20 protein-coding genes are annotated in these 24,226 nt (G+C 40.5%); all 20 read left to right on the plus strand.

Annotation, left to right across the window (positions count from 1 at the left end; translation table 11 throughout):
- Nucleotides 1–4 precede the first annotated feature (4 nt).
- Nucleotides 5–145, plus strand: coding sequence for a hypothetical protein (locus tag I2E70_RS04725; protein ID WP_195423689.1), 141 nt, complete (start codon nucleotides 5–7; stop codon nucleotides 143–145).
- A gap of 304 nt (nucleotides 146–449) precedes the next feature.
- Nucleotides 450–950 (plus strand): GNAT family N-acetyltransferase, encoded by a 501-nt coding sequence (locus tag I2E70_RS04730; protein WP_024055168.1) that lies wholly within the window; start codon nucleotides 450–452, stop codon nucleotides 948–950.
- A gap of 4 nt (nucleotides 951–954) precedes the next feature.
- Nucleotides 955–1,560 (plus strand): anaerobic ribonucleoside-triphosphate reductase activating protein, encoded by a 606-nt coding sequence (gene nrdG, locus I2E70_RS04735; protein ID WP_024055169.1) that lies wholly within the window; start codon nucleotides 955–957, stop codon nucleotides 1,558–1,560.
- A gap of 187 nt (nucleotides 1,561–1,747) precedes the next feature.
- On the plus strand, nucleotides 1,748–3,217 hold the full coding sequence (locus I2E70_RS04740) for an LCP family protein (protein WP_129299496.1): 1,470 nt from the start codon (nucleotides 1,748–1,750) through the stop codon (nucleotides 3,215–3,217).
- Nucleotides 3,214–3,945, plus strand: a complete 732-nt coding sequence (gene cps4B / locus I2E70_RS04745) for a capsular polysaccharide biosynthesis protein Cps4B (protein ID WP_195423692.1) — start codon at nucleotides 3,214–3,216, stop codon at nucleotides 3,943–3,945. Before I2E70_RS04740 ends, cps4B begins: the two co-directional genes overlap by 4 nt.
- Before the next feature lie 44 nt (nucleotides 3,946–3,989).
- On the plus strand, nucleotides 3,990–4,685 hold the full coding sequence (locus tag I2E70_RS04750; RefSeq protein ID WP_070589793.1) for a Wzz/FepE/Etk N-terminal domain-containing protein: 696 nt from the start codon (nucleotides 3,990–3,992) through the stop codon (nucleotides 4,683–4,685).
- Nucleotides 4,686–4,697: 12 nt separating this feature from the next.
- Nucleotides 4,698–5,390, plus strand: a complete 693-nt coding sequence (locus tag I2E70_RS04755; RefSeq protein ID WP_070506022.1) for a tyrosine-protein kinase — start codon at nucleotides 4,698–4,700, stop codon at nucleotides 5,388–5,390.
- A gap of 19 nt (nucleotides 5,391–5,409) precedes the next feature.
- On the plus strand, nucleotides 5,410–6,786 hold the full coding sequence (locus I2E70_RS04760; RefSeq protein WP_195423695.1) for a sugar transferase: 1,377 nt from the start codon (nucleotides 5,410–5,412) through the stop codon (nucleotides 6,784–6,786).
- A 38-nt stretch (nucleotides 6,787–6,824) separates the two neighbouring features.
- Nucleotides 6,825–7,997 carry a beta 1-4 rhamnosyltransferase Cps2T gene (gene cps2T, locus I2E70_RS04765; protein WP_195423698.1) on the plus strand — a complete coding sequence of 391 codons (1,173 nt, stop codon included), beginning with the start codon at nucleotides 6,825–6,827 and terminating at the stop codon, nucleotides 7,995–7,997.
- A gap of 2 nt (nucleotides 7,998–7,999) precedes the next feature.
- Entirely contained in the window at nucleotides 8,000–9,148 is a 1,149-nt protein-coding gene (locus I2E70_RS04770; RefSeq protein ID WP_195423701.1) for a glycosyltransferase family 4 protein, read from the plus strand.
- A 1-nt stretch (nucleotide 9,149) separates the two neighbouring features.
- Nucleotides 9,150–9,791, plus strand: coding sequence for a DUF1919 domain-containing protein (locus I2E70_RS04775; protein ID WP_195423704.1), 642 nt, complete (start codon nucleotides 9,150–9,152; stop codon nucleotides 9,789–9,791).
- Nucleotides 9,788–10,759, plus strand: coding sequence for a DUF6625 family protein (locus I2E70_RS04780; protein WP_070587749.1), 972 nt, complete (start codon nucleotides 9,788–9,790; stop codon nucleotides 10,757–10,759). The genes I2E70_RS04775 and I2E70_RS04780 overlap by 4 nt, the downstream gene beginning before the upstream one ends.
- The gene (locus I2E70_RS04785) at nucleotides 10,752–11,822 is read left to right on the plus strand and encodes a glycosyltransferase family 2 protein (protein ID WP_195423707.1); all 1,071 of its coding nucleotides are present in this window, start codon (nucleotides 10,752–10,754) and stop codon (nucleotides 11,820–11,822) included. The genes I2E70_RS04780 and I2E70_RS04785 overlap by 8 nt, the downstream gene beginning before the upstream one ends.
- Before the next feature lie 33 nt (nucleotides 11,823–11,855).
- Nucleotides 11,856–13,004 (plus strand): polysaccharide polymerase, encoded by a 1,149-nt coding sequence (locus I2E70_RS04790; RefSeq protein WP_070506036.1) that lies wholly within the window; start codon nucleotides 11,856–11,858, stop codon nucleotides 13,002–13,004.
- Between the two features lie 2 nt (nucleotides 13,005–13,006).
- Complete coding sequence (locus I2E70_RS04795; RefSeq protein ID WP_195423801.1) at nucleotides 13,007–14,419, plus strand: flippase; 1,413 nt, start codon at nucleotides 13,007–13,009, stop codon at nucleotides 14,417–14,419.
- An 11-nt stretch (nucleotides 14,420–14,430) separates the two neighbouring features.
- Nucleotides 14,431–15,531 carry a UDP-galactopyranose mutase gene (glf, locus tag I2E70_RS04800; protein WP_195423710.1) on the plus strand — a complete coding sequence of 367 codons (1,101 nt, stop codon included), beginning with the start codon at nucleotides 14,431–14,433 and terminating at the stop codon, nucleotides 15,529–15,531.
- The gene (locus I2E70_RS04805; RefSeq protein WP_195423713.1) at nucleotides 15,528–16,520 is read left to right on the plus strand and encodes a stealth family protein; all 993 of its coding nucleotides are present in this window, start codon (nucleotides 15,528–15,530) and stop codon (nucleotides 16,518–16,520) included. Before glf ends, I2E70_RS04805 begins: the two co-directional genes overlap by 4 nt.
- Nucleotides 16,521–16,530: 10 nt before the next feature.
- A complete protein-coding gene (locus I2E70_RS04810) occupies nucleotides 16,531–17,583 on the plus strand; it encodes a sugar transferase (protein ID WP_195423716.1) in 1,053 nt (350 codons plus the stop codon).
- Between the two features lie 145 nt (nucleotides 17,584–17,728).
- Nucleotides 17,729–21,199 carry a GBS Bsp-like repeat-containing protein gene (locus I2E70_RS04815; protein ID WP_070587761.1) on the plus strand — a complete coding sequence of 1,157 codons (3,471 nt, stop codon included), beginning with the start codon at nucleotides 17,729–17,731 and terminating at the stop codon, nucleotides 21,197–21,199.
- Between the two features lie 144 nt (nucleotides 21,200–21,343).
- Entirely contained in the window at nucleotides 21,344–24,112 is a 2,769-nt protein-coding gene (locus I2E70_RS04820) for a GBS Bsp-like repeat-containing protein (protein ID WP_195423719.1), read from the plus strand.
- Nucleotides 24,113–24,226 lie beyond the last annotated feature (114 nt).

Consider the following 24,226-nt stretch of genomic DNA (forward strand, 5'->3'; position numbering starts at 1 on the left):
CATTATGGGAAAATACCAATTAGATGATAAAGGCAAGGCTCAGGTTCAACGATTCCACGAGAAGCATTCAAAGGGTAGAATCAATAAAAAAGACCGAGTAGCCAGCCTGAGAGAACAATTTCTAAAAAAGGCTAAGAAAAAATAAAAGTGAGAGTTCTCGCTTCATATTGAAGATGAAATTCTCTTTTGAGACTTTCCTTGGGTGGGTACGGACGTCAGCGAACTTCGAAGAAGTTCCATGACTAATTATTGAGCCTAGGGTCTCAATAATTCCGGATGCCTGAAACTTGTTAGTTTCAGGCATTTTTCCCACGGGATTCTAAAAAAAGTTTAATAAATAAGCGTCACCTTATTGATTCAGTATTTATTAACTCATTTTATTAAAAATGATTGTTTATGTTGTGAAGTGAGAGTCCGCTCTCGCTTTTCTCGTATGGGGGGAGGTAAAGATGGAACTACGTAGACCAACTTTAGCAGATAAAGAAACCATTCTAAGCATGGTGGCAGAGTTCGAAGAGACCCAATCGGCTCATGACGGCGGCTTTTGGGATGCTGAAGCTTTTGTTTACGAAGCCTGGTTGGAAAGTAATCGTGACATGGAAATGGGGCTAGGAATTCCGGAAGGTTGGGTTCCTGCTGTTCAGTTAGTCGCTTTTGCAAGAGACGGTCAAGCGGTTGGCTTTCTCAATCTCCGCTTGCGCCTGAGTGCATATCTCCTGGAGGAGGGTGGCCACATTGGCTACTCCATCCGTCCCTCTGAAAGGGGCAAGGGCTATGCAAAAGAAGCTCTTCATCAAGGTCTGCAAGTGGCTAAAGAAAAGAACATTCATCGTGCTCTGGTGACTTGTAGCACGGAAAATCCTGCCAGCCGAGCTGTTATTTTAGCTAATGGCGGTCAATTTGAAGATGTTCGTAATGGAACGGAGCGGTATTGGATAGAGGTGGACTAGAAGGATGACATGGAATACACCAAAACCAGGAGAGTGGAAGAGTGAGGAACTGAGTCAAGGGCGCATCATCGACTACAAGGCCTTTAACTTTGTGGATGGAGAAGGAGTGCGCAACTCCCTCTACGTAGCAGGTTGCATGTTTCACTGTGAGGGCTGTTACAATGTAGCGACCTGGTCTTTCAATGCAGGCATTCCCTATACCAAAGAGTTAGAAGAGCAGATCATGGAAGATCTGGCCCAACCCTATGTCCAAGGCTTAACCTTGCTAGGAGGAGAGCCATTTCTTAATACAGGTATTCTTTTACCCCTTGTAAAACGTATTCGGAAAGAATTGCCGGAAAAAGATATTTGGTCTTGGACGGGCTACACTTGGGAAGAAATGATGTTAGAAACGCCTGATAAACTGGAGCTCTTGTCGCTGATTGATATCCTGGTGGATGGGCGCTATGATAAAAGCAAGCGGAACCTCATGTTGCAGTTCCGTGGGTCTTCCAACCAGCGGATTATTGATGTTCAAAAATCATTGAAAGAAGGAAAGGTTGTCATCTGGGACAAGCTCAATGATGGCAAGGAAAGTTTTGAGCAAGTCAAGCGGGATGATCTTTTGTAGGATCTTCAAAAACCGGGTTTTTCACCCGGTTTTTTTGGATTCTCTGCATAAGTATACAAGGGATTTTGCTTATTTCAGAAAACGCTTACTTTACAAATGTCCATAATGGACAAAAAAGTGATAATGAATGCATTTTTTGCTAAAAATATGTTACAATAAATATGATTAGGACTAATTGGAGGTATTTATGTCACAAAGGAGACGGAGTCGTCGTTCAGAGCATAAGTGGGGGCAATTGCGAATCATTAATTCCGTATTGCTTATTTTTTTGCTTATGACTGCAAGTTGGGCGACCTATACCATGTTGGCCAATAACATCTTGGCTTTTCGCTATGTCAATATTCTCGTGATGGCACTACTAGCTCTTCTCTTGCTCTTATCAGCTTGGTTTGTGATCAAAAATCAGGCCAAAAAGACAACTTTGGTCCTCCTTCTTGTCGGCTTATTGGCTAGTTCAGGAGTTTTGTTTGCTAGTCAACAGCTGCTGAATCTGACCAGTAATGTCAATGGCCACTCTAACTATACAGAGTTTGAGATGGCTGTCTATGTCAAGAAAGACAGTGACATCAAAGATATCAAAGAAATCAAGGAAGTGGTAGCACCAAAGGGCAACAATAACGAAGCCAATCTCACTGCCCTCTTGGACAACATCAAAAAGACCAAGGGTCAGGAAATTTCTGTAGTGGATGCACCGACTTATTTAGATGCTTATAAGAGCCTGCAAGAGGGTAACGCTACTGCCATGGTATTGAACAGTACCTTTGAGGATACCATTGCCGCAGAAGATGCGGACTATGCGAAGAAGTTGAAGAAAATCTATTCCTACAAGATCCGAAAAGAAGTGGCAGCGACGAGCAAGGTGTCTGCCAATGCGGATGTTTTTAACATCTATGTCAGCGGGATCGATACCTATGGTCCGGTAACCTCGGTTTCTCGTTCAGATGTCAATATCATCATGACGGTCAATCGGAAGACCAAGCAAGTCCTATTGACAACGACACCACGGGATGCCTATGTACCGATTGCAGATGGCGGTAACAACCAAAATGATAAGTTGACCCACGCGGGGATCTACGGAGTGGATGCTTCGATCCATACCCTTGAGAATCTCTACGATATCAAGCTCAACTACTACGTTCGTCTCAATTTCACCTCCTTCCTCAAGTTGATTGACCTTCTAGGGGGGATCGATGTGGAAAATGACCAAGAATTCACGAGCCTTCATGGCAAGTTCCATTTCCCGGTTGGAAAGGTTCATTTGAATTCAGAGCAAGCCCTCGGTTTTGTCCGAGAACGTTACTCTCTCCAAGGTGGCGACAATGATCGTGGGAAAAACCAAGAAAAAGTCATTGCGGCCATTATCAAAAAGTTGACTTCTACCAAGGTCTTGAGCAACTACAATGAGATTATCGGAAACCTCCAAGATTCTGTCCAAACCAATATGCAGTTGCCAACCATGATGAACTTGATCAATACCCAGTTAGAAACGGGTGGTTCTTATGAGGTGACTTCTCAAGCGATTACCGGTCAAGGACGAAATGACTTGCCGTCTTATGCTATGCCTGGTTACAACCTCTATGTCATGGAGTTGGATCAAGCCAGCTTGACCAAGGCTAAGGAAACCATTCAAAAAGTAATGGAAGGAAAAGAAAAATGATTGATATCCACTCGCACATCGTCTTTGATGTGGATGATGGACCAAAGACAAGAGAAGATACACGTGCCTTATTGGAAGAAAGCTATCGCCAAGGGGTACGGACCATTATCTCCACTTCTCATCGTCGCAAGGGGATGTTTGAAACTCCAGAAGAAAAAATTGCAGAAAATTTTCAAGAAGTGAAAAAAATTGCGGCAGAGGTCGCGCCAGATTTAACGATTCATTACGGGGCAGAGATCTACTTTACGAATGATGTCTTGAAAAAACTGGAAGAAAAGATCATCCCACGTTTGGCAGATACGCGCTTTGCGCTGATTGAATTCAGCATGGGAACACCTTATAAGGAGATCCATACGGCCTTGGACCGTTTGCTCCATCTAGGTGTGACACCGGTGGTGGCCCATATCGAGCGCTACAAGTGCTTGGAGAAAAATGAGGAGCGCGTGCAAGAGATGATTGACATGGGCTGCTACATGCAGATCAATAGTTCCAGCGTTCTCAAGCCTCGCCTATTTGGGGATGAGCAAAAACAACTGAAAAAACGAGCTCGCTACTTCTTAGAAAAAGACTTGGTGCACTTTGTGGCCAGTGATATGCACAATGTGGATAAACGACCGCCTTATATGGCAGAAGCCTATCGTTTGATCAAGGAAGAATACGGAGAACAACGAGCACAAGCTCTCTTTGTCAGCAATCAAGAACTCTTGTTAGCGGATGAATTAATCTAACCAGGAAACAGGTGGAGAGATCCACATGAAGGAGTAATTAGGAAATGAACAATCAAGAAAATCAAGCAGTGGAAATTGATGTTTTCGCTATGCTGAAGACCCTATGGAAACGCAAGTTTTCGATCGTTTTGGTCGCTCTTGTCTTTGCCATTGCAGCGTTTGGCTACAGTGCCTTTTTAGCCAAGAAAGAATACCAAAGTACTAGCCGGATCTACGTGGTCAGTCGTCAAAACCAAGACAACAATGCCTTGACAAACTCTGATTTGCAGGCGGGTTCTTACTTGGTTAAGGACTACCGTGAGATCATTCTTTCTCAAAATGTTTTGACGCAAGCCATCGAAGAATTGAAACTTGATATGACACCAGCTGAGTTGTCCAAAAAGATCAGTGTGTCTGTTCCGACAGATACTCGTATCCTTTCGATCACAGCTAAGGACGGAGATCCAAAAGAAGCGGCTCGTATTGCCAATGGCCTTCGGAATGTAGCAGCTGAAAAGATTATTTCTGTGACCAAGGTGTCAGATGTTACGACCTTGGATGAAGCAGAAGTGCCTCAAACACCTTCTTCACCAAATATCCGACGCAATGTCCTTCTTGGTTTTATTGCTGGAGCTGGTTTGATGGTGGTTCTCATGGTCGTAGTAGAAGTCTTGGACGATCGTGTCAAGAGACCAGAAGATATCGAAGAGTTGATGGGCTTAACCTTACTTGGTATTGTGCCAGATATTAAGAAACTGTAGACTGGGGATCGCATGAATACGTTAGAAATTTCAAAAAACAAATTGCAAGAAGTTCGGAAGGCAGAAGAGTACTTTAATGCCCTGGCGACGAATATCCAATTGAGTGGGGTGGACTTAAAAGTCATCGCTATCTCATCTGTTCAAGAAAATGAAGGGAAATCAACCACTTCAACCAACTTGGCCGTTGCCTTTGCGCGTGCGGGTTACAAGACCCTTTTGGTAGACTGTGACATCCGGAACTCTGTCATGACAGGGATTTTCCGTAGCCGTACTAAGATCCAAGGCTTGACCGACTTCTTATCTGGCCGTAGCCAATTGGACCAAATCTTGTATGCGACTGATTTTCCAAACTTGGATATCATCGAGTCTGGACAGGTAGCACCAAACCCAACAGGTCTCTTGCAAAGCAAGAACTTCACTGTGATGATGGATGCCCTGCGTGAGCATTTTGACTACATCATTGTCGACACGCCTCCAATCGGGGTCGTGATCGATGCGGCTATTATCGCCCAACGCTGTGATGGAACTGTCTTGATCACAGAATCTGGTGCCAATGGACGCAAGGCTGTCCAAAAAGCCAAGGACCAATTAGAACAAACAGGCACACCTTTCTTGGGAGTAGTGCTCAATAAATTTAACATTAAAGCTGCTGAGTATGGTTCATATGGTGGATATGGATCTTACGGAGAGTATGGGAAAAAGTAAAGAATAGGATTGAGGGAAAATGGGAGAAGAAAGAATTGAACTGGAAAAACTAAATATTGTTCTCTTTCAAAGTTTAGCTGTCCTATTTTCAGCTTACATTGTGAGTCTTTTTAAGGATGCAGAATACACGTCGCAGACAATTGCCATTCTCTATCTCTTGCATTTTGTATCCTTTTACATTAGCAATATTGCTTATCGCTTTTATAGCAGGGGTTACCTGGATGAGCTCTTTCAGGTCTTGAAATACAATGTATTTTTCGCTGTTGGGATCACCTTTACCTCTTTTATGCTCGATGGGGTCTTTTCCATCTCTCGTCGGGGGATGATTTACTTCTTTCTTTTCAATACGTTTTCCGTCTATATCATGGATCTCTTGCTCAAGAGATACCGGAAGTCTGTTTCGCCACGGCGGAAAAGTTCGCGAAAGATTTTCTTGATCACAGCGACCAGTCGGATGGAAAAGGTATTTGATATTCTGCATTCGCCCAGCCTCTATCATGGGGAATTGATCGGTGTCACTGTCATGGATGATACGGATTTTACCCATTCGGGTGTACGGGTGGTGCAGCCGGATCAAATGATGAACTTTGTGACCAAGGAAGTGGTGGATGAAGTGTTTATCAATCTGCCAAGTGAGGACCACAATATTAGTGACTTCGTCTCGGAGTTTGAGAGTATGGGGATCGATGTATCGGTCAATCTCAATGCCTTTAACTTCGCTTCTTTGGGCAATAAACGGGTTCGAGAAGTCGGGGGACTAAGTGTCGTCACTTTCTCAACCAATTTCTATAAACCAAGTCACGTATTTGCCAAACGTCTCCTGGACATTGCAGGAGCCCTCTTTGGACTCTTGATTTGTGGACTGGTAAGTATTGTTTTGGTCCCTCTAATCCGTAAAGATGGCGGCCCTGCCTTCTTTGTACAGAAGCGGGTTGGAAAGAACGGACGGTATTTTAACTTCTATAAATTCCGCTCCATGCGCGTGGATGCCGAAGAGATTAAAAAAGATCTGATGGCGCAAAACACCATGACGGGTGGCATGTTCAAGATGGAAAATGATCCGCGGGTAACACCAATCGGACGCTTTATCCGTAAGACCAGTCTGGATGAATTGCCACAATTTTACAATGTGTTGATCGGTGATATGAGTCTAGTCGGAACTCGTCCTCCAACGGTAGACGAATACCAAGACTATACGCCAGCCCAAAAACGCCGACTCAGTTTCAAGCCAGGGATTACAGGCCTTTGGCAAGTGAGCGGACGCAGTGAGATTACAGATTTTGACGAAGTGGTCAAACTCGACGTTGCGTATATGGATGGTTGGACGATCTGGAGAGATATTCAGATCCTGCTCAAGACCGTGAAGGTTGTACTTAGAAAAGAAGGAGCGAAGTAGGAAAATACCTACTTCGTCCTTTCCATGTTAGGAGAAAAATGACACAATCAATTTATATCGTTGGTTCTAAAGGGATTCCAGCAAAATATGGTGGTTTTGAGACCTTTGTTGAGAAGTTAACCGAATTCCAACAAGACAAAAATATCCAGTATTATGTAGCTTGTATGCGGGAGAATTCAGCCAAATCAGGGATTACTGCAGATACTTTCGAGCATAACGGCGCAATCTGTTACAACATTGATGTCCCTAATATTGGTCCTGCGCGTGCCATTGCTTATGATATCGCAGCCCTCAATAAGGCGATTGAGATCGCAAAAGAAAACAAAGATCAAGCACCAATCTTTTATGTCTTGGCTTGTCGGATTGGTCCCTTTATTTCAAGGATTAAAAAGAAAATCAAGGCTATCGGAGGAACTCTGATGGTTAACCCAGATGGTCATGAGTGGCTTCGGGCCAAGTGGAGTCTTCCGGTTCGTAAATACTGGAAGTTTTCTGAACAACTCATGGTCAAACACGCTGATCTTTTGATCTGTGATAGCAAGAATATCGAAGCCTATATTCAGAAGGATTACGCTAAGTATCAACCACAGACGACCTATATTGCTTATGGAACCGATACAAGCAAGTCTATTCTGAGTAAAGAAGACGAGAAAGTACGGACTTGGTTTGCGAATAAGCAAGTTGCTGAAGGAAACTACTATCTTGTCGTAGGTCGCTTTGTGCCGGAAAACAACTATGAAGCTATGATTCGTGGCTTTATGCAGTCCAATTCACAAAAAGATTTTGTCCTGATTACCAATGTAGAACAAAACAAGTTCTATGAACAGTTGCGTAAGGATACAGGATTTGATCAAGATCCTCGAGTGAAGTTTGTCGGGACGGTCTATGATCAAGAGTTGCTCAAATACATTCGTGAGAATGCCTTTGCATACTTCCATGGTCATGAGGTAGGTGGTACCAATCCGTCACTTCTTGAGGCACTAGAGTCTACTAAGCTTAATCTATTGTTGGATGTTGGTTTTAACCGTGAAGTCGGTGAAGATGGGGCGCTCTATTGGAAGAAAGATCAATTGGCACATGTCATCGATCAAGCTGAGCAATTAGACGTTCAAGCAATCGAAGATCTCAATCAAAAATCAAGTCAACGGATTGCAGAAGCTTTTACTTGGGAAAAGATTGTCACAGACTACGAGAAAGTATTTAAAGGTTAGAAATGCAGAAAATATTATATCTTCATGCTGGTGCCGAAATGTATGGTGCTGACAAGGTTTTGTTAGAGCTTATTAAAGGATTGGATAAAGATGCTTTTGAAGCACACGTTATTTTACCCAACGACGGTGTCTTAGTGGGTGCTTTAGAAGAGATCGGTGCAAAGGTTAAAGTTATTGATTACCCAATCTTGCGCCGTAAATATTTTAATCCAAAAGGGATTCTTGAGTACTTTGGCTCCTATAACCGTTACTCCAAACAAATTGCGCAGTATGATAAGGAGAATGGCATTACCCTCATTCACAACAACACCACAGCGGTTCTTGAAGGAATTTACCTCAAACGGAAGTTGAAATTACCTTTGATTTGGCATGTGCATGAGATTATCGTCAAGCCAAAAGCCATTTCAGATTTTATCAACTTTTTGATGGGGCGCTATGCGGATACGATTGTGACAGTTTCAAATGCTGTTGCTAATCACGTCAAGCAGTCTCGTTTTGTAAAAGATGACCAAGTTCAAGTCATCTATAATGGTGTTGACAATGCTGTTTATCAGGTGATGGATGCTAGTGCGGTTCGTGATCAGTTTGGAATTTCGCAGGATGCTTTGGTTATCGGTATGGTTGGTCGTGTGAATGCCTGGAAAGGGCAAGGCGACTTCCTAGAAGCTGTGACGCCAATCTTACAGGCCAATTCAAAAGCAGTAGCCTTTTTAGCAGGTAGTGCATTTGAGGGGGAAGAGTGGCGCGTGGGTGACTTGGAAAAAGCTATTTCAGAATCACCAGTAGCTGAACAAATCAAGCGTATCGATTATTATAGTAAGACAACAGAGCTCTATAATATGTTTGATATCTTTGTCTTGCCAAGTACCAATCCAGATCCACTACCAACAGTCGTACTAGAAGCTATGGCTTGTGGTAAACCTGTAGTCGGCTACCGTCATGGTGGTGTCTGTGAAATGGTCAAGGAAGGTGATAACGGCCTTCTTGCCACGCCAAATGAGCCAACAGGATTGTCTAAGGCTATCCAAGAATTAGCAGAGAATACTGAGAAGAGAGAACAATTTGGTAAGGCCTCTGTCCAACGTCAAAAAGAACTCTTCTCATTACAAAGTTATATTCGGAATTTTTCGGAGTTGTATAAGAAATATTAAAATGAATACTGAAAAAATTAAGAATAAATTAAAACCAATCATTTATCCAATTATTAACTTTATTCCTAGACGAAGACTCAAGAATAAAAATTTTACGATCATTTGTGATAATTGTTGGTCTGGAAAAGTATATCAGGAGTTGGGCTTGCCTTATCAAACACCATTTGTAGGGATGTTTGTCTTTTCGCCTGATTATATCAAGATGCTCAAGAATTTAAAACACTATTTGAGTGGAAATGTCCCCTTAAAATTTGTAAAGGAATCAAAATATATCAAAGACTTTGATAATTCCTATCCTCTAGCACTTCTTGATGATATTGAACTTCATTTTTTGCATTATGCAGATGAAAAAGAAGCTTCTCAGAAATGGAACCGCCGTTTGAAGAGAATGCATTGGGATAATTTGTATTTCAAGTTCAATGACAATGATGCTTGTACTTATGAATTGATGAAAGAGTTTGAGGAACTCCCATACAAAGGAAAAGTAATTTTCTCTTCAAAGAATTATAGCGACTTGCCTTCATTAGTTCATTTTAAATCAGCTGAAAAGCAAGGACACGTTGGCATTGATCTGAAAACGTACCACCGCTATTTTGATGCTGTCACTTGGCTGAATAAGGGTGGAGAGGATCTAACTAAATGAAAAGAATAAGACTTATTATTCCATATTTCGGAAGACTTCCAAAATTTTTCCCATATTTTTTGTTGACCGCTAAACGTAATCAAAAAATTGATTTCTTAATTTATACGGATCAAAAGATTGACCAATTTGAAATTTTAAATGCAAAAAATATAGAATTTGTAACTCTTTCTTTTGATGAGTTAAGAGAGAGAGTTCAGTCTAAGTTTGATTTTAAAATCTCTCTTAAAACACCTTATAAATTATGTGACTATAAAGTTGCTTATGGGCTTATCTTTGAAGAAGAGTTAAAGGGTTATGATTACTGGGGTTTTTGTGACACAGATGTCTTACTAGGTGATATTTATCAATTTTTTGAAGAGCATAGCTTTTTTGAGAATGACTATGCTAGATATGGTCTTTTAGGTCATCTGCAAATTTTTAAGAATTCAAGTGAAGTTAATCGTGTTTTTATGTCTGGTCAAGGTTTAAACTATCGATTAGATTATCACAATGTCTATACGAGTGAACAAAATTTTATTTTTGATGAGGCAGAAGGTATCCAAAAGCTTTTTGAAAAATGTCAGTTCAAACAACTGCAAGATAAGTTATTTGATGATATTGATATTAGTCATTTCTCATTTCGGGAATATGGCGAAAATGAACCGAAACGCTATTATTTTTGGTCAGAGGAAAATGGTTTGGAATCGATAAATTTAATCGATGGTGATATAGTGGTTAAACGTCCTCTGTATGCACATTTCCAAAAGAGGATGATTAAATGTCCTGAGTTTAAATTAGTCGATTCATTTTATGTTATACCAAATCAATTAGTTATTGGAGAGAAAATTTCTAAGCAAGAGCTAGTAGAGGTGACAAGAAATAAATTCTATTGGGAATATATTAAATCAACAATGTTAAAGAAATTAAAAAAAGAAAAATGGACACTAGAATTTATTCGTCATAAATTAAGGATGAAGAGTAATGAATAATATAGATTTGAGTATTATTGTTCCAGTATTTAATGTTGAAGGTTATTTAAAAAGAGCCCTAGATTCCATACTTAAGCAATCGTCATCAATCAATTATGAAATTGTGTTAATTGATGACGGTTCAAGTGATAATAGTGGTGCGATTTGCGATGAGTACCAAAATAATTTTTCTAATGTTTGTGTTAGGCATATTGAAAATAACGGAGTATCAGAAGCCAGGAACCTAGGTATTTCTTTATCAAGGGGTAATTATTTATTTTTTATGGATCCAGACGACTTTGTATCTGAGGATTTCTTTGAAAAAATTTTTCCTAACCTCAATGATAAATGGGATGTTCTTTGTTTTGGCTACAATGAAATTAAAGAAAATAAGGACACTATTTTGTCTTGTCGCCCTCATGTGTATACGCATTGTGGTCTTCTTGGAAAGAATGAATTTAGAAATGAATTTATAGAGTTATTCAAAACTGATATGATGTATAATGTTTGGTCAAGAATCTATAACAAGTCATTTATTTTAAAACACGATATTAAGTTTCCTAGTAAACCAATAGGAGAGGATACTTCATTCAATTTTCAAGTTTATCGATATTTAGATAACATCCTTTTTATTGAATCGACTCTTTATAATTATATTGCTGGTAGAAGCGGTTCAGCATTGACCAGTTTTCATCCTAGAAGAATCGAAATACAATTAGATGAACTTCAAGCATTGCAAAAATTACTTGAGAAGTTCCAAATAGAAGATGCCACATTAATTCAAGAAATTAAGACAAAAATCATTGTAAGTGCAGCCTTTCAAATTTCTAATTTAAATGCGAGAAGGAGAGAAAAGATAGAATTACTGCAATCTATAATTACTAATAAAGCTTTTGATAATATTTTTTCAGGAAATAGGAATCAAATGATAGGGTCTTATAAGACCTTATTAAGACAGCGAGATATTTCTTCTTTTCTTAGAAGATTGAGTATTGATCTTCTCGCCAAAAAAAAATTTCGGACAGTCATCTTTATTGAAAAAATGAAAATGAATCCAATTTTACGTAAAATTGCTTTTAAATAGGTGTAGCTATTTTATTAAGAGTAAAAAGGTATTATGTTAAAAATTAAGTTTGAGAACCTTTTGGTTATTCTAGTATTGACTCTCATTGTTGGGTACGATACTCTTATGACAACAATGTTAAACAGAATAATCCCAAACCTTCCGGTTATTTTATTAATCAGTTTTTCATTATTATTATGTTTTAGATTTTTGTATATAAAAAAATTCACGTTCTTTTATATCTTAACCGCTATTTTATTACTACTAACAAGTTCTATCGTATTCATGCATACGGGTGGGACTAATTTCCTACTTTATTCATTGTTGATTTTGTTATTATATGATGCAGATATTGATGTTATCTTAAAAACATACGTTATTGTGTCAGGAACGATAGTGTTCGGAGTTTTCTTACTTTCAATTCTGGGAGTTATTCCTAATTTACAATTTGCTCAGGTCCGTTCGTCTGGCTTTGTGATTAGAAATTCCTTTGGTTTCATTTATCCAACTGACTTTGCGTCTCACTGTTTTTATTTATTTATTGCTTGGGGATATGTACTACGGAAACGGTTCATTATACTACGAACCTTGGTAGGCATTAGTTTAGCATTTTTTATCATCAAATTTTGTGATGCTAGGTTAAATGCCCTTTCTGTACTTGTAGCAACTGTCATTTTTATTGTCATGTATGTTACTAAAGAAAGAAAATTTAAAATTTATGGGATCCTACCTTATTTTGCAGCTATATTTTCTTTCTTAATGTTTTACTTATCGTATTTCTTTACCTGGTCTTCTTCATTATTTGTGAATTTGAACAACTTATTCAGTATGAGGTTATTTTTAGGGAAGAATGCAATAGAGACCTATGGCTTACATTTGTTTGGAGCAACCGGGGTTAAGTTTATAGGATATGGTGGCACAACAGAATCGGTATACAGTTATAACTATGTAGATTCCTCTTATATTCAAATGTTATTTTACTACGGAGTTGTTCCTGTTGTTTTACTGGTATTGATTTATGTACTTGCATCAAAGAGAATTTATAAACAGGGTATGTTTCTATTCTTAGCTTTATTATCGCTTATTACAATTAATTGTATGATAGAAGCTTTTTGGATAAGACCAGGATATAATATTTTTATTTTTACACTTTTTGCTAGTCTTGTGCCAGCTCAATACAAAATAAAAGATAGAATTGAATGATCATGAAAGTTCTTAAAAATTACGCCTATAATCTTTCCTACCAGCTACTGGTGATTATCCTACCGATTATCACTACCCCATATGTCACTCGGGTATTTAGTTCTGAAGATTTAGGAACCTACGGCTATTTCAACTCCATTGTCACCTACTTTATTCTTTTAGCGACTTTAGGGGTGGCTAACTATGGGACCAAAGAGATTTCAGGACACCGCAAAGATATCCAAAAGAATTTCTGGGGGATCTATACCCTCCAGTTGGGAGCGACAGCTGTTTCTCTCCTCCTTTATGCTTTGTTTTGCTTGATGCTTCCATCCATGCAAAATCCTGTGGCCTATATTTTGGGGCTCAGTTTAGTTTCGAAGGGACTCGATATCTCCTGGCTCTTTCAGGGATTGGAAGACTTTCGCAAGATTACCGTTCGAAATATCACGGTCAAACTGGTTGGAGTCATCTCCATCTTCTTGTTTGTCAAATCTGCCAATGATATTTATCTCTATGTATTCTTACTCACTATTTTTGAGCTCTTAGGTCAGCTTAGTATGTGGCTACCTGCCCGTGAATTTATTGGGAAAGCCCGTTTTGATATGGCCTATGCACGGGTGCATTTGAAGCCAGTCATTCTGCTCTTTTTACCGCAGATTGCCATTTCCCTCTATGTCACCTTGGATCGGACCATGCTGGGGGCTCTTGCCTCTACAAAGGATGTGGGGATCTATGATCAAGCCTTGAAATTGGTCAATATCCTATTGACCTTGGTGACCTCACTGGGCAGCGTTATGTTACCCCGTGTATCAAGTCTCTTGTCGTCTGGAGACCACAAGGCGGTTAATAAGATGCACCAAATGTCCTTTTTGGTTTATAATTTGGTGATTTTCCCAATTATTGCAGGTATGCTCATTGTCAACGATGACTTTGTTCAATTTTTCTTGGGAAAAGATTTCCAAGATGCTCGCTATGCCATCGCTATCATGATCTTCCGTATGTTCTTTATCGGATGGACCAATATCATGGGGATTCAAATTCTCATCCCGCATGATAAGAACAAAGAATTTATGCTGTCGACCACGATTCCTGCTATCGTCAGTGTCGGGTTGAATGTGCTCTTCTTACCTCATTTTGGTTTTATCGGTGCAGCCATTGTATCCGTCTTAACAGAATCCTTGGTATGGCTAATTCAACTGTACTATACCCGTTATTACCTCAAGGAAGTTCCAATTATCGGATCTATGACAAAAATTATGTTTGCATCTGCTGTGATGTATGGCCTCTTGCTACTTGTAAAACCATTCCTACATTTCACCCCTACTCTGAATGTACTCGTGTATGCGGTGCTTGGTGGGATCATTTATCTGATTGCAATTCTATCGCTGAGAGTGGTAGATGTGAAAGAATTGAAACAAATATTTAAGAAATAATGGAGTCTACTATGTACGATTATCTGATTGTTGGTGCTGGTTTGTCTGGAGCCATTTTCGCACATGAAGCTACAAAACGTGGTAAAAAAGTAAAAGTGATTGACAAGCGTGATCACATCGGTGGAAATATCTACTGCGAGGAGGTTGAAGGCATCAACGTCCATAAGTATGGTGCCCACATTTTCCATACGTCCAACAAAAAAGTGTGGGACTATGTCAACAAGTTCGCTGAATTCAACAACTATATCAACTCACCGGTGGCTAACTACAAGGGGAGCCTCTACAACCTTCCTTTCAATATGAATACCTTCTACGCTATGTGGGGAACTAAGACTCCTCAAGAAGTTAAGGACAAGATTGCGGAGCAAACGGCTGACATGAAGGATGTTGAACCGAAAAACTTGGAAGAACAAGCCATCAAATTGATTGGTCCAGATATCTATGAAAAGTTGATCAAGGGCTATACAGAAAAACAATGGGGCCGTTCTGCCACAGACCTACCTCCATTTATCATCAAACGTCTTCCAGTTCGTTTGACCTTTGATAACAACTACTTTAATGACCGTTACCAAGGGATTCCAATTGGTGGATACAACGTCATCATTGAAAACATGCTTGGTGATGTAGAAGTAGAACTTGGAGTTGATTTCTTTGCCAATCGTGAAGAGCTAGAAGCTTCAGCTGAAAAGGTTGTCTTTACAGGAATGATTGACCAGTACTTTGACTACAAACACGGTGAATTGGAGTATCGTAGTTTGCGTTTTGAACACGAAGTCTTGGACGAGGAAAACCATCAAGGGAATGCGGTCGTCAACTATACAGAGCGTGAGATTCCTTATACTCGGATCATCGAGCATAAGCACTTCGAGTATGGTACACAACCCAAGACAGTCATCACCCGCGAATACCCAGCTGACTGGAAACGTGGGGATGAACCCTACTACCCAATCAATGATGAAAAGAACAACGCCATGTTTGCCAAGTACCAAGAAGAAGCAGCCAAAAATGATAAGGTTATCTTCTGTGGACGTTTGGCAGACTACAAATACTACGACATGCACGTGGTCATTGAGCGTGCTCTAGAAGTCGTTGAGAAAGAATTTACTAAATGAAACAAGAAAAAATTGATATCGTTGTTCTCTGGGTAGATGGAAGTGACCCAGAGTTTATCCGTGAGAAACAGGCTGTTACTGGTAAAGTTGCTTTTACAAATCAGGATATTGATGGCGATCAAAGATACCGTGATTACGGGACCTTGCATTTTTGGTTTCGTATGATTGAGAAGCATGCTCCTTGGGTGAATAATGTTTATCTAATTACCAACGGGCAAAAGCCTGACTGGTTAAATTTGGAGCATCCAAAACTTAAGTTGATTACTCATAGGGAATTTATGCCTGAAGCTTACCTTCCTTCCTATAATTCGTCAGCAATCGAGCTGAATATTCATCGTATTGAGGGCTTATCAGAACATTTTATCTACTTCAATGATGATATGTTCATGATAAAGGATACTCAGCCTTCCGATTTTTATAAGAATGGGCAACCTAAGCTTTTAGCAGTTTATGATGCTTTAGTTCCTTGGTCACCATTTACGAATACTTATCACAATAATGTTGAATTAATCTATCGTCATTTTCCTAATAAGAAGGCTTTGAAATCTTCACCTTGGAAATTCTTTAATTTTCGTTATGGTTCCTTGGTTTTGAAAAACTTGTTACTCTTGCCTTGGGGACCGACGGGCTATGTGAATCAGCATTTGCCTGTACCGATGAAGAAGAGTACTTTGTCCCGTTTGTGGGACATTGAAGGTGAAACTTTGGGTAGAACATCGCGAAATCAAATTAGAGACTATGGGGTGGATGTCAATCAATACATCTGTTCTCACTGGCAAATTGAAAGTAATCAGTTTTATCCTATGTCTAAAAATTTCGGAGAAACAATTGGTTTAAATCAAGTGGATAAGCTCGAATCTATCTTTAAAGATAGGCGTAAAAAACTGCTTTGTGTCAATGATGATGGTGATTTTAGGGAAGAGAACCTCATTCATTTCAAGCAAATCTTAAATGAATATTATCCTAAAAAATCAGCGTATGAAAAATGAGAAGTAAAAGATGAAATACTATTTAAAAGAAGAATTTTTACACGACAATAATGCTAAAAATGCGGGAAATAAAGCGCGTAATGACGTTGAAGCAATTTTAAATAAATTAGGTTATTCTCCTTTGAAAGTTTTGGTGGATGACTGGTATCAAATGAATGTTCTTAGGGCACAGATTCATAAATATAGAGCTCTCTTTAGGGCTTTCAAAGACCTGAAGAAAAATGATGAGATCATAATTCAATTTCCTTTGTTACATCATTCTTTATTTCTTAACCATTTACTAAAAAAACTTAAAAACAGGGGTACGGATGTCTATTTTTTAGTTCATGATTTGGAAACACTTCGTTTTGTGAATGATAAAACCTTACCATTTAGGATGAAGTTACGGATGAAACTAACTGAAAGTGATACGTTCCGTAGTGTTACAGGAATTATTGCTCATAACCCGGTTATGAAATCTGTCTTAGTGGATAAAGGGGTTGCAGAAGATAAGATTGTCAGCCTTGGTATTTTTGACTATTTGATTCCAGATTTTCGAGAAAAGAGTGGCCAAACAAAAAACCAGCCGATCATTGTGGCAGGTAATTTGGCCCAGGAAAAAGCTGGTTATCTCTATGCTCTTCCTGCAGAACCTGCCTATAATCTCTATGGTGTTGGTTTTGATGAGAGTAGAGCTTTAGAGAATGAAACTTACTTTGGCTCCTTCCTACCGGATGAGCTTCCTGCAGCCCTTGAGGGCGGTTTTGGTCTGGTCTGGGATGGAGATAGCGTTGAGACCTGTAGTGGCTTTTTTGGAGAATACCTCCGCTACAACAACTCTCACAAGGCGTCGCTTTATCTAGCATCGGGCTTCCCGCTGGTGGTGTGGAAACAGTCAGCCTTGTCTCACTTTGTGCTTGAGAAGGGCTGTGGGATTGCAGTAGAGTCTCTTCATGACTTGAAGGAGACAATCGACAATCTTTCAGATGCCGATTACCAAGATTTGGTGGACAATGCCAAACGTGTTGGTCAGGAAATCCGAGATGGTCACTACTTGAAGACAGCCTTAAAGCATTTAGCATAAGATCAAAAGAAGTCAGACGGACTTCTTTTTTTAGTTTTTCAAAAAAATATCACTAATTTTAAAAATTTGCCTTATAAAACTTTTCATCGCTGAAACCGTGTGGTAAAATGATTAAAGTATAAAATTTGTATAAAGGGAAGTTTATATGAAAAAGAAAGATCTTATTTTTTATGCCGGAGCGGCAGTCTTGATGGCTGTATCTGCTCAGGGAGTCAGTGCAGATGAGCTGGTTTCAAACGAGGCTGCTACTACTGAAGGCAACCAAGTCCAAGCTGAAAAAGCGCCAGAAGTAGTCGTTGCTGAAAAGTCGGTAGCACCTGTCGCAAGCAACTATGCAGCACCAGCAAATGTTACCGAACAGCCTGTAGCACCTGTGAACAAGGCCGCGGCTTCAGAAAGTGGAACCACATCTGTAGAGAAAGCGGTAGAAGCATCGACTACTGAGAAAGAAGAAACTCCTCTTCCGTCTGACACAGGAAGCACGACCTTCTTTAACACAGGCGCTCACGCTCCAGCTGGTCGCTCAACAGATGTAGCGGTTCAGCCAAAATCATTCGTTGATGTGAGTAGCCATAACGGAGACATTAGTATTGGAGACTACCGTACCCTAGCTAATAAAGGTGTGGGCGGTGTCGTTGTCAAATTGACAGAAGACACTTGGTACAAGAACCCGAATGCGGAGAACCAAATTCGTAATGCACAAGCTGCGGGTCTGCAAGTATCGACCTACCACTTTTCACGCTACACTTCTGAGGAAGCAGCGCGTGCAGAAGCGCGATTCTACATTGCAGAGGCGCAACGCTTGAATCTTCCAAAGAACACCCTCATGGTCAATGACTTTGAGGATGCCAAGATGCAGGCAAACATTAACCGCAACACCCAAGCCTGGGCGGACGAAATGCGTAAAAATGGCTACACCAACTTGATGTTCTACACCAGTGCTAGCTGGTTGGATGAAAACAACCTTCGCAAGAAAGGTCCTGTCAACACCGCTCAATTTGGTCTTCAGAATTTCTGGGTTGCGCAATACCCTTCTCCAAAACTGTCTGTAAACGATGCGAAAAGCTTGCGTTACAATGGGAAAGCTGGCGCCTGGCAGTTCACTTCTCAAGCGGAATTGCTTCCAGGAAAACACCTCTTTGACCACAGTGTGGATTATACCGGTCGCTTCACAGCGAACGCAAAACCTGCAGCGGATCCAACAGAAGGCAGCTTAAGTGGGAAGATTGACATTGTCAATAACGATACTATGGCGGGACGCTTTGATGTTGTCATCTCAAATGTCAAGGCACCAAATGGAGTTCGAAGTGTTTCTGTACCGATCTGGTCAGAAACAGGTGGTCAAGATGACCTTGTTTGGTATACAGCCAACCGTCAAGCAAACGGAACCTATACTGTTAATGTAAAAGCAGCGGACCATAAAAACTCAACCGGTCTTTACAATGTCCATCTTTACTATGTTCAGAACAATGGACAATTGACGGGTGTTGGCGGAACTTCGACTCAAGTATTCATTGGTAAGACACCTGAGCAGTTAAAACCTAAAGCAAGTTTTATTATTGAAAACAATAATGCTAAATCAGGAACTTTCGACGCTGTGATCACTAATATCACAGCACCACTAGGTGTGAAAGAAGTTTTAGTCCCATCATGGAGTCTAGAAAATGGACAAGATGATCTTATCTGGCACAAGGCAACTAAGCAAACTGATGGTAGCTATCGCGTAACGATTAAGGCAAGTGAGCATAAGGGCAATAAAGGAAACTATCGTGCCGATGCTTACATCGTTGACAACTCTAACAATCGTCATTATATTGCTGAAAAAGTAGTTTCGGTTGATTACGTTCGACCGAGTGGAGTTCTGACGATTGAAAACAATAACCCAGTAGCAGGTACCTTTGATGCTGTTGTTAGTAATATTGTTGCACCGACAGGCCTAAAAGAAGTTCTAGTTCCATCATGGAGTTTGGTTGGTGGCCAAGATGACCTCATTTGGCACAAGGCAACGCGTCAAGCGGATGGTTCTTATCGTGTGACTATTAAAGCGAGTGATCATAAGGATTCAACTGGCAATTACCGTGCTGATGCTTACATCGTAGATGATTCCAATAATCGTCATTATATTTCTGAAAAAGTAGTTGACGTTCGTCAATCACGTCCAACTGCTTCATTAACGATCGAAAACAATAATGTTTCTACTGGTAGTTTTGATGCGGTTATTCGTAATGTGGTTGCACCGACTGGTATAAAGGAAATCTTAGTTCCATCATGGAGTCTAGAAAATGGACAGGATGATCTTGTATGGCACAAGGCAAATCGTCAATCTGATGGTAGTTATCGAGTGACGATTAAAGCAAGTGATCATAAAAACTCACTAGGGAACTATCGTGCAGACCTTTATATTGTTGATAATGATAACAACCGTCATTTTGTTACTGAAACAGTTGTAACCGTTAAACATGATAATCCAACGGGAATCATTTCGGTTGTCAATAACAATAAAGACACAGGCAACTTTGACGTCATCATCAAGGATGTCTACAGTCCTAAAGGGGTGCGAACTGTGCAAGTCCCAACTTGGTCTGATAAGGAAGGACAGGATGATCTCCGCTGGTATGAAGCGGCTCGCCAAGCGAACGGGGACTACAAGGTATCCGTCAAAGCGAGCGATCACAAGAACTCTACTGGTAAGTACCATGTTCACCTTTACTACATTCAAAATGATGGTTCTCGGATTGGTATTGGTACCACGACTACAGACGTGGAGTTCCGAAATGCGACGACCAAGACGCAAGCTGCTATCAAGAATGTCAATGCAACGAACGGGACTTATACAGTAGCTGTGGATCAAGCTCCTCAAGGTCGTCAGATTAAGAACATCCGTGTTGCTGCCTGGTCCAAAGCTCATCAAGAAAATCTTTACTGGTATTCCGCAACGCCGACAGGTATGCACACAGAGATCACAGTCTCTGCCAATAATCACGGTAATGAAGTGGGTAACTATACTACACACGTCTATGTGGACTACAAAGATGGTGGTGTTGAAGGCTTTAACCTTGGTCAAACAGCCTTGTCTCCACGAAATCAAAAGGTGAACCCACAAACAACCTATTATTCTCAACGGGATCCTCGTTGGGCTGGGAAATATTACGGTGTGAGCAATGTCGATCAGTCAGGTTGTGTGCCAACCTCTCTTGCCATGACCTTCACAGATATCCTTGGCAGAACTATTTTGCCAACAACAGTAGCTGATTATCTCTACAACAATACTGATTCATTCAACAAAGGTGAAGCAGGAACAGATTCTGATGGGATTGTAGCTGCCACTCGTAATTGGGGCTTGAAGAGCCAATTGATTAATGGAGCTGGAGGCATTGCAGAAGCCCTCATGGCTGGCAAGCATGTACTTGCTGCGGTAGGCAATAGCCAATTTACTAGCGATCCTTATACTCATGAATTGGTCTTGCATGGTTATGACAATGGAAGAACCTATGTACGCGATCCATATAATAGTGGCAACAACGGCTGGTACTCTATCAATTATCTTCATTCCATTAAGAGTAAAGACCCGATGGATAACAAGCTCGGAGCACCTTTCTTCTCAATTTTTGCATAAGCATATAGAAGGCCGATTTGGCCTTCTTTTTTTCTTCTGATTAAGTATGAAATATTCTAATGAAGTTGTTTCTTGATCTGACAGTTTGTGCTATAATACTACTATGTGGGTATAATCCGTATAAAACAATGTAAGGGAAGATATATGAAAAAGAAAGATCTTATTTTTTATGCTGGGACAGCCGTTTTGTTAGCTTTTTCGACACAACAGGTCAAGGCCGATGAACAAGGCGCATCTGATCAAACCTCAGAAAATACTTCAGCTGTCGTTTTGAAAACAACAAGGGAATCAGAAGCTCAGAATATTGCAACCGATGGGGTGAAAACTGATCAAGCAGTTCAGACAGAAAAACCTGTTGTAACAACACCTAATCCTAGATCTGCGTCAAGTAATAATCAATTTGCGGAATATGTTACTGAAGAAAAGATCGAAACAGCTCTTCCGGCATCGTCTGTAGTAGCTAATCACACTTCAAATATAGATAGTGCACGTGAAACAGAGACATTAAACAACAGCTTGCCGGTTGAAGAAGTAAAGAGGCTGAGCGGTACTCTCTCAATTGAAAATAATAATCCAGTATCGGGCACCTTTGATGCTGTTGTTCGTGACATTGTTGCTCCAACCGGTTTAAAAGAAGTTTTAGTTCCATCATGGAGTTTAGAGAATGGTCAAGATGACCTTATCTGGCATAAGGCGACTAAGCAAACTGATGGTAGCTATCGTGTCACTATTAAAGCGAGCGAACATAAAGGAAACAAAGGAAACTACCGAGCAGACGCTTATATTGTTGATAACTCGAATAATCGTCACTACATTGCTGAAAAAGTAGTGGCTGTTGATTATGCTCGACCAAGTGGTGTCCTTACGATTGAAAACAACAATACTGCAGCAGGTACTTTTGATGCAGTTGTTCGTAACATTGTTGCTCCTACAGGTTTAAAAGAAGTTCTTGTTCCTTCATGGAGTTTAGCTGGTGGTCAAGACGACCTTATCTGGCATAAGGCAACTCGTCAAGCCGATGGTTCTTACCGAGTGACGATTAAGGCAACAGATCATAAGAACTCTACAGGGAAATATCGTGCTGATGCTTATCTTATAGATGAATCCAACAATCGATTCTATTTGACTGAAAAAGTAGTAGAAGTTCGTCAACTCAAACCAAGTGGGACGCTATCGATTGAGCACAATCATGATTCCACTACCTTTGATGCAGTTATTCGTAATGTGGTGGCGCCGAATGGTTTGAAGGAGGTCTTAGTCCCTACTTGGTCTAACAAAAATGGTCAGGACGATTTGATTTGGCATAAGGCAGTCCGTCAAAGTGATGGCAGCTACCGAGCTACCATCAAAACTTCAGATCATAAAAATGATGACGGTAAGTACAACGTTCATGTCTACTACGTAGATCAAAATAATCAAAAAGCCTACATCACAAAGACAACGACAGAAGTACGTGAAGTTAAACCAAGTGGCACTGTCACAATTGAGAACAACAATACTGTAACAGGCACATTTGATGCCGTTATTCGTAATGTTGTTGCTCCAACTGGTTTGAAAGAAGTTCTGATCCCAACATGGTCAGATTCAAACGGGCCTGATGATCTAGTCTGGCATAAAGCAGTGCGTCAAAGTGATGGCAGCTACCGTGCGACCATCAAAGCCTCAGATCATAAAAATGAGGATGGTAAGTACAATGTCCATGTTTATTATGTAGATCAAACTAATCAACGGAATTACATCACAGAAACCACGACAGAGGTGCGTCAAGCCCGCCGTTCTGGTACAATCTTAATCCAAAACAACAACAAGGATACAGGTACCTTTGACGTCATCATTAAGGATGTCTACAATCCTAAAGGTGTGCGAACTGTGCAAGTCCCAACTTGGTCGGATAAGGACGGACAGGATGATCTCCGCTGGTACGAAGCAACTCGCCAAGCGAACGGAGACTACAAGGTATCTGTTAAAGCAAGCGATCACAAGAATTCTACTGGTAAGTACCATGTTCACCTTTACTACATTCAAAATGATGGTTCTCGTGTAGGTGTTGGTACCACGACTACAGAAGTGGAGTTCCGAAATGCCAAGACCAAGACGCTAGCTTCTATCAAGAATGTCAATTCTGGTGCTGGAACTTATACAGTAACGGTGGATCAAGCGCCTCAGGGACGTCGGATTAAGAACATCCGTGTCGCAGCCTGGTCTCAAGCTCATCAGGAAAATCTCTTCTGGTATTCAACAGTACCTTCTGGAATGCATACAGAAGTGCAGGTCTCTGCAGCAAATCACCAGTACCAGAAAGGAAATTACACTACTCACGTCTATGTGGACTATGTCGATGGTGGCGTTGAAGGCTTTAACCTTGGTCAAACAGCACTTCATCCTCGTGCGACAGTAGCTCAAACTGCTTTTAATCCTCGTGTAACGAATGGGCAACGGGACCGTGTCTTACGGGCAGCAGCTAGTTTAGTTGGTGTTCGTGGCGGAACTGCAGCTCACCATCAATTGGTCAATGATTACAACAGTGTCAAACCACTTCCTGTAGGTTATGCAGTGAAGACGACCGATGATTGGTGTGATATCTTTGTCACAACAGTCTTCCAGCGTGAGGGCTTGAGTGGTTTGATTGGCCGTGAATGTGGAGTCGAACGTCACATTCAGATCTTCAAACGTTTGGGCATTTGGAATGAAGATGGGACCACTACACCAAAAGCAGGGGACATCATCACCTTTAACTGGGATCAAAATAGCCAGCAAAATAATGGATTTGCGGATCACATCGGAATTGTTGAGAGCGTCTCAAATGGGATTATTCATACCATTGAAGGAAACTCCAACAACCAAGTCCGTCGCAATACGTATCGAATCGGTCATGGTAATATCCGTGGATTTGCAACTCCTCGCTATCAATAATAAAAAAGAAGCCCGGTGGCTTCTTTTTTGAATGCAGATAAATTTTTTAAAATAAAATGAGAGATTCTGTCAATTGTTTTAAATAATTTTTATCTTTTTAATTATTCGATTATG

The sequence above is a fragment of the Streptococcus parasanguinis genome (genome assembly GCF_015556095.1).
Taxonomy (GTDB): Bacteria; Bacillota; Bacilli; order Lactobacillales; family Streptococcaceae; genus Streptococcus; species Streptococcus parasanguinis_Q.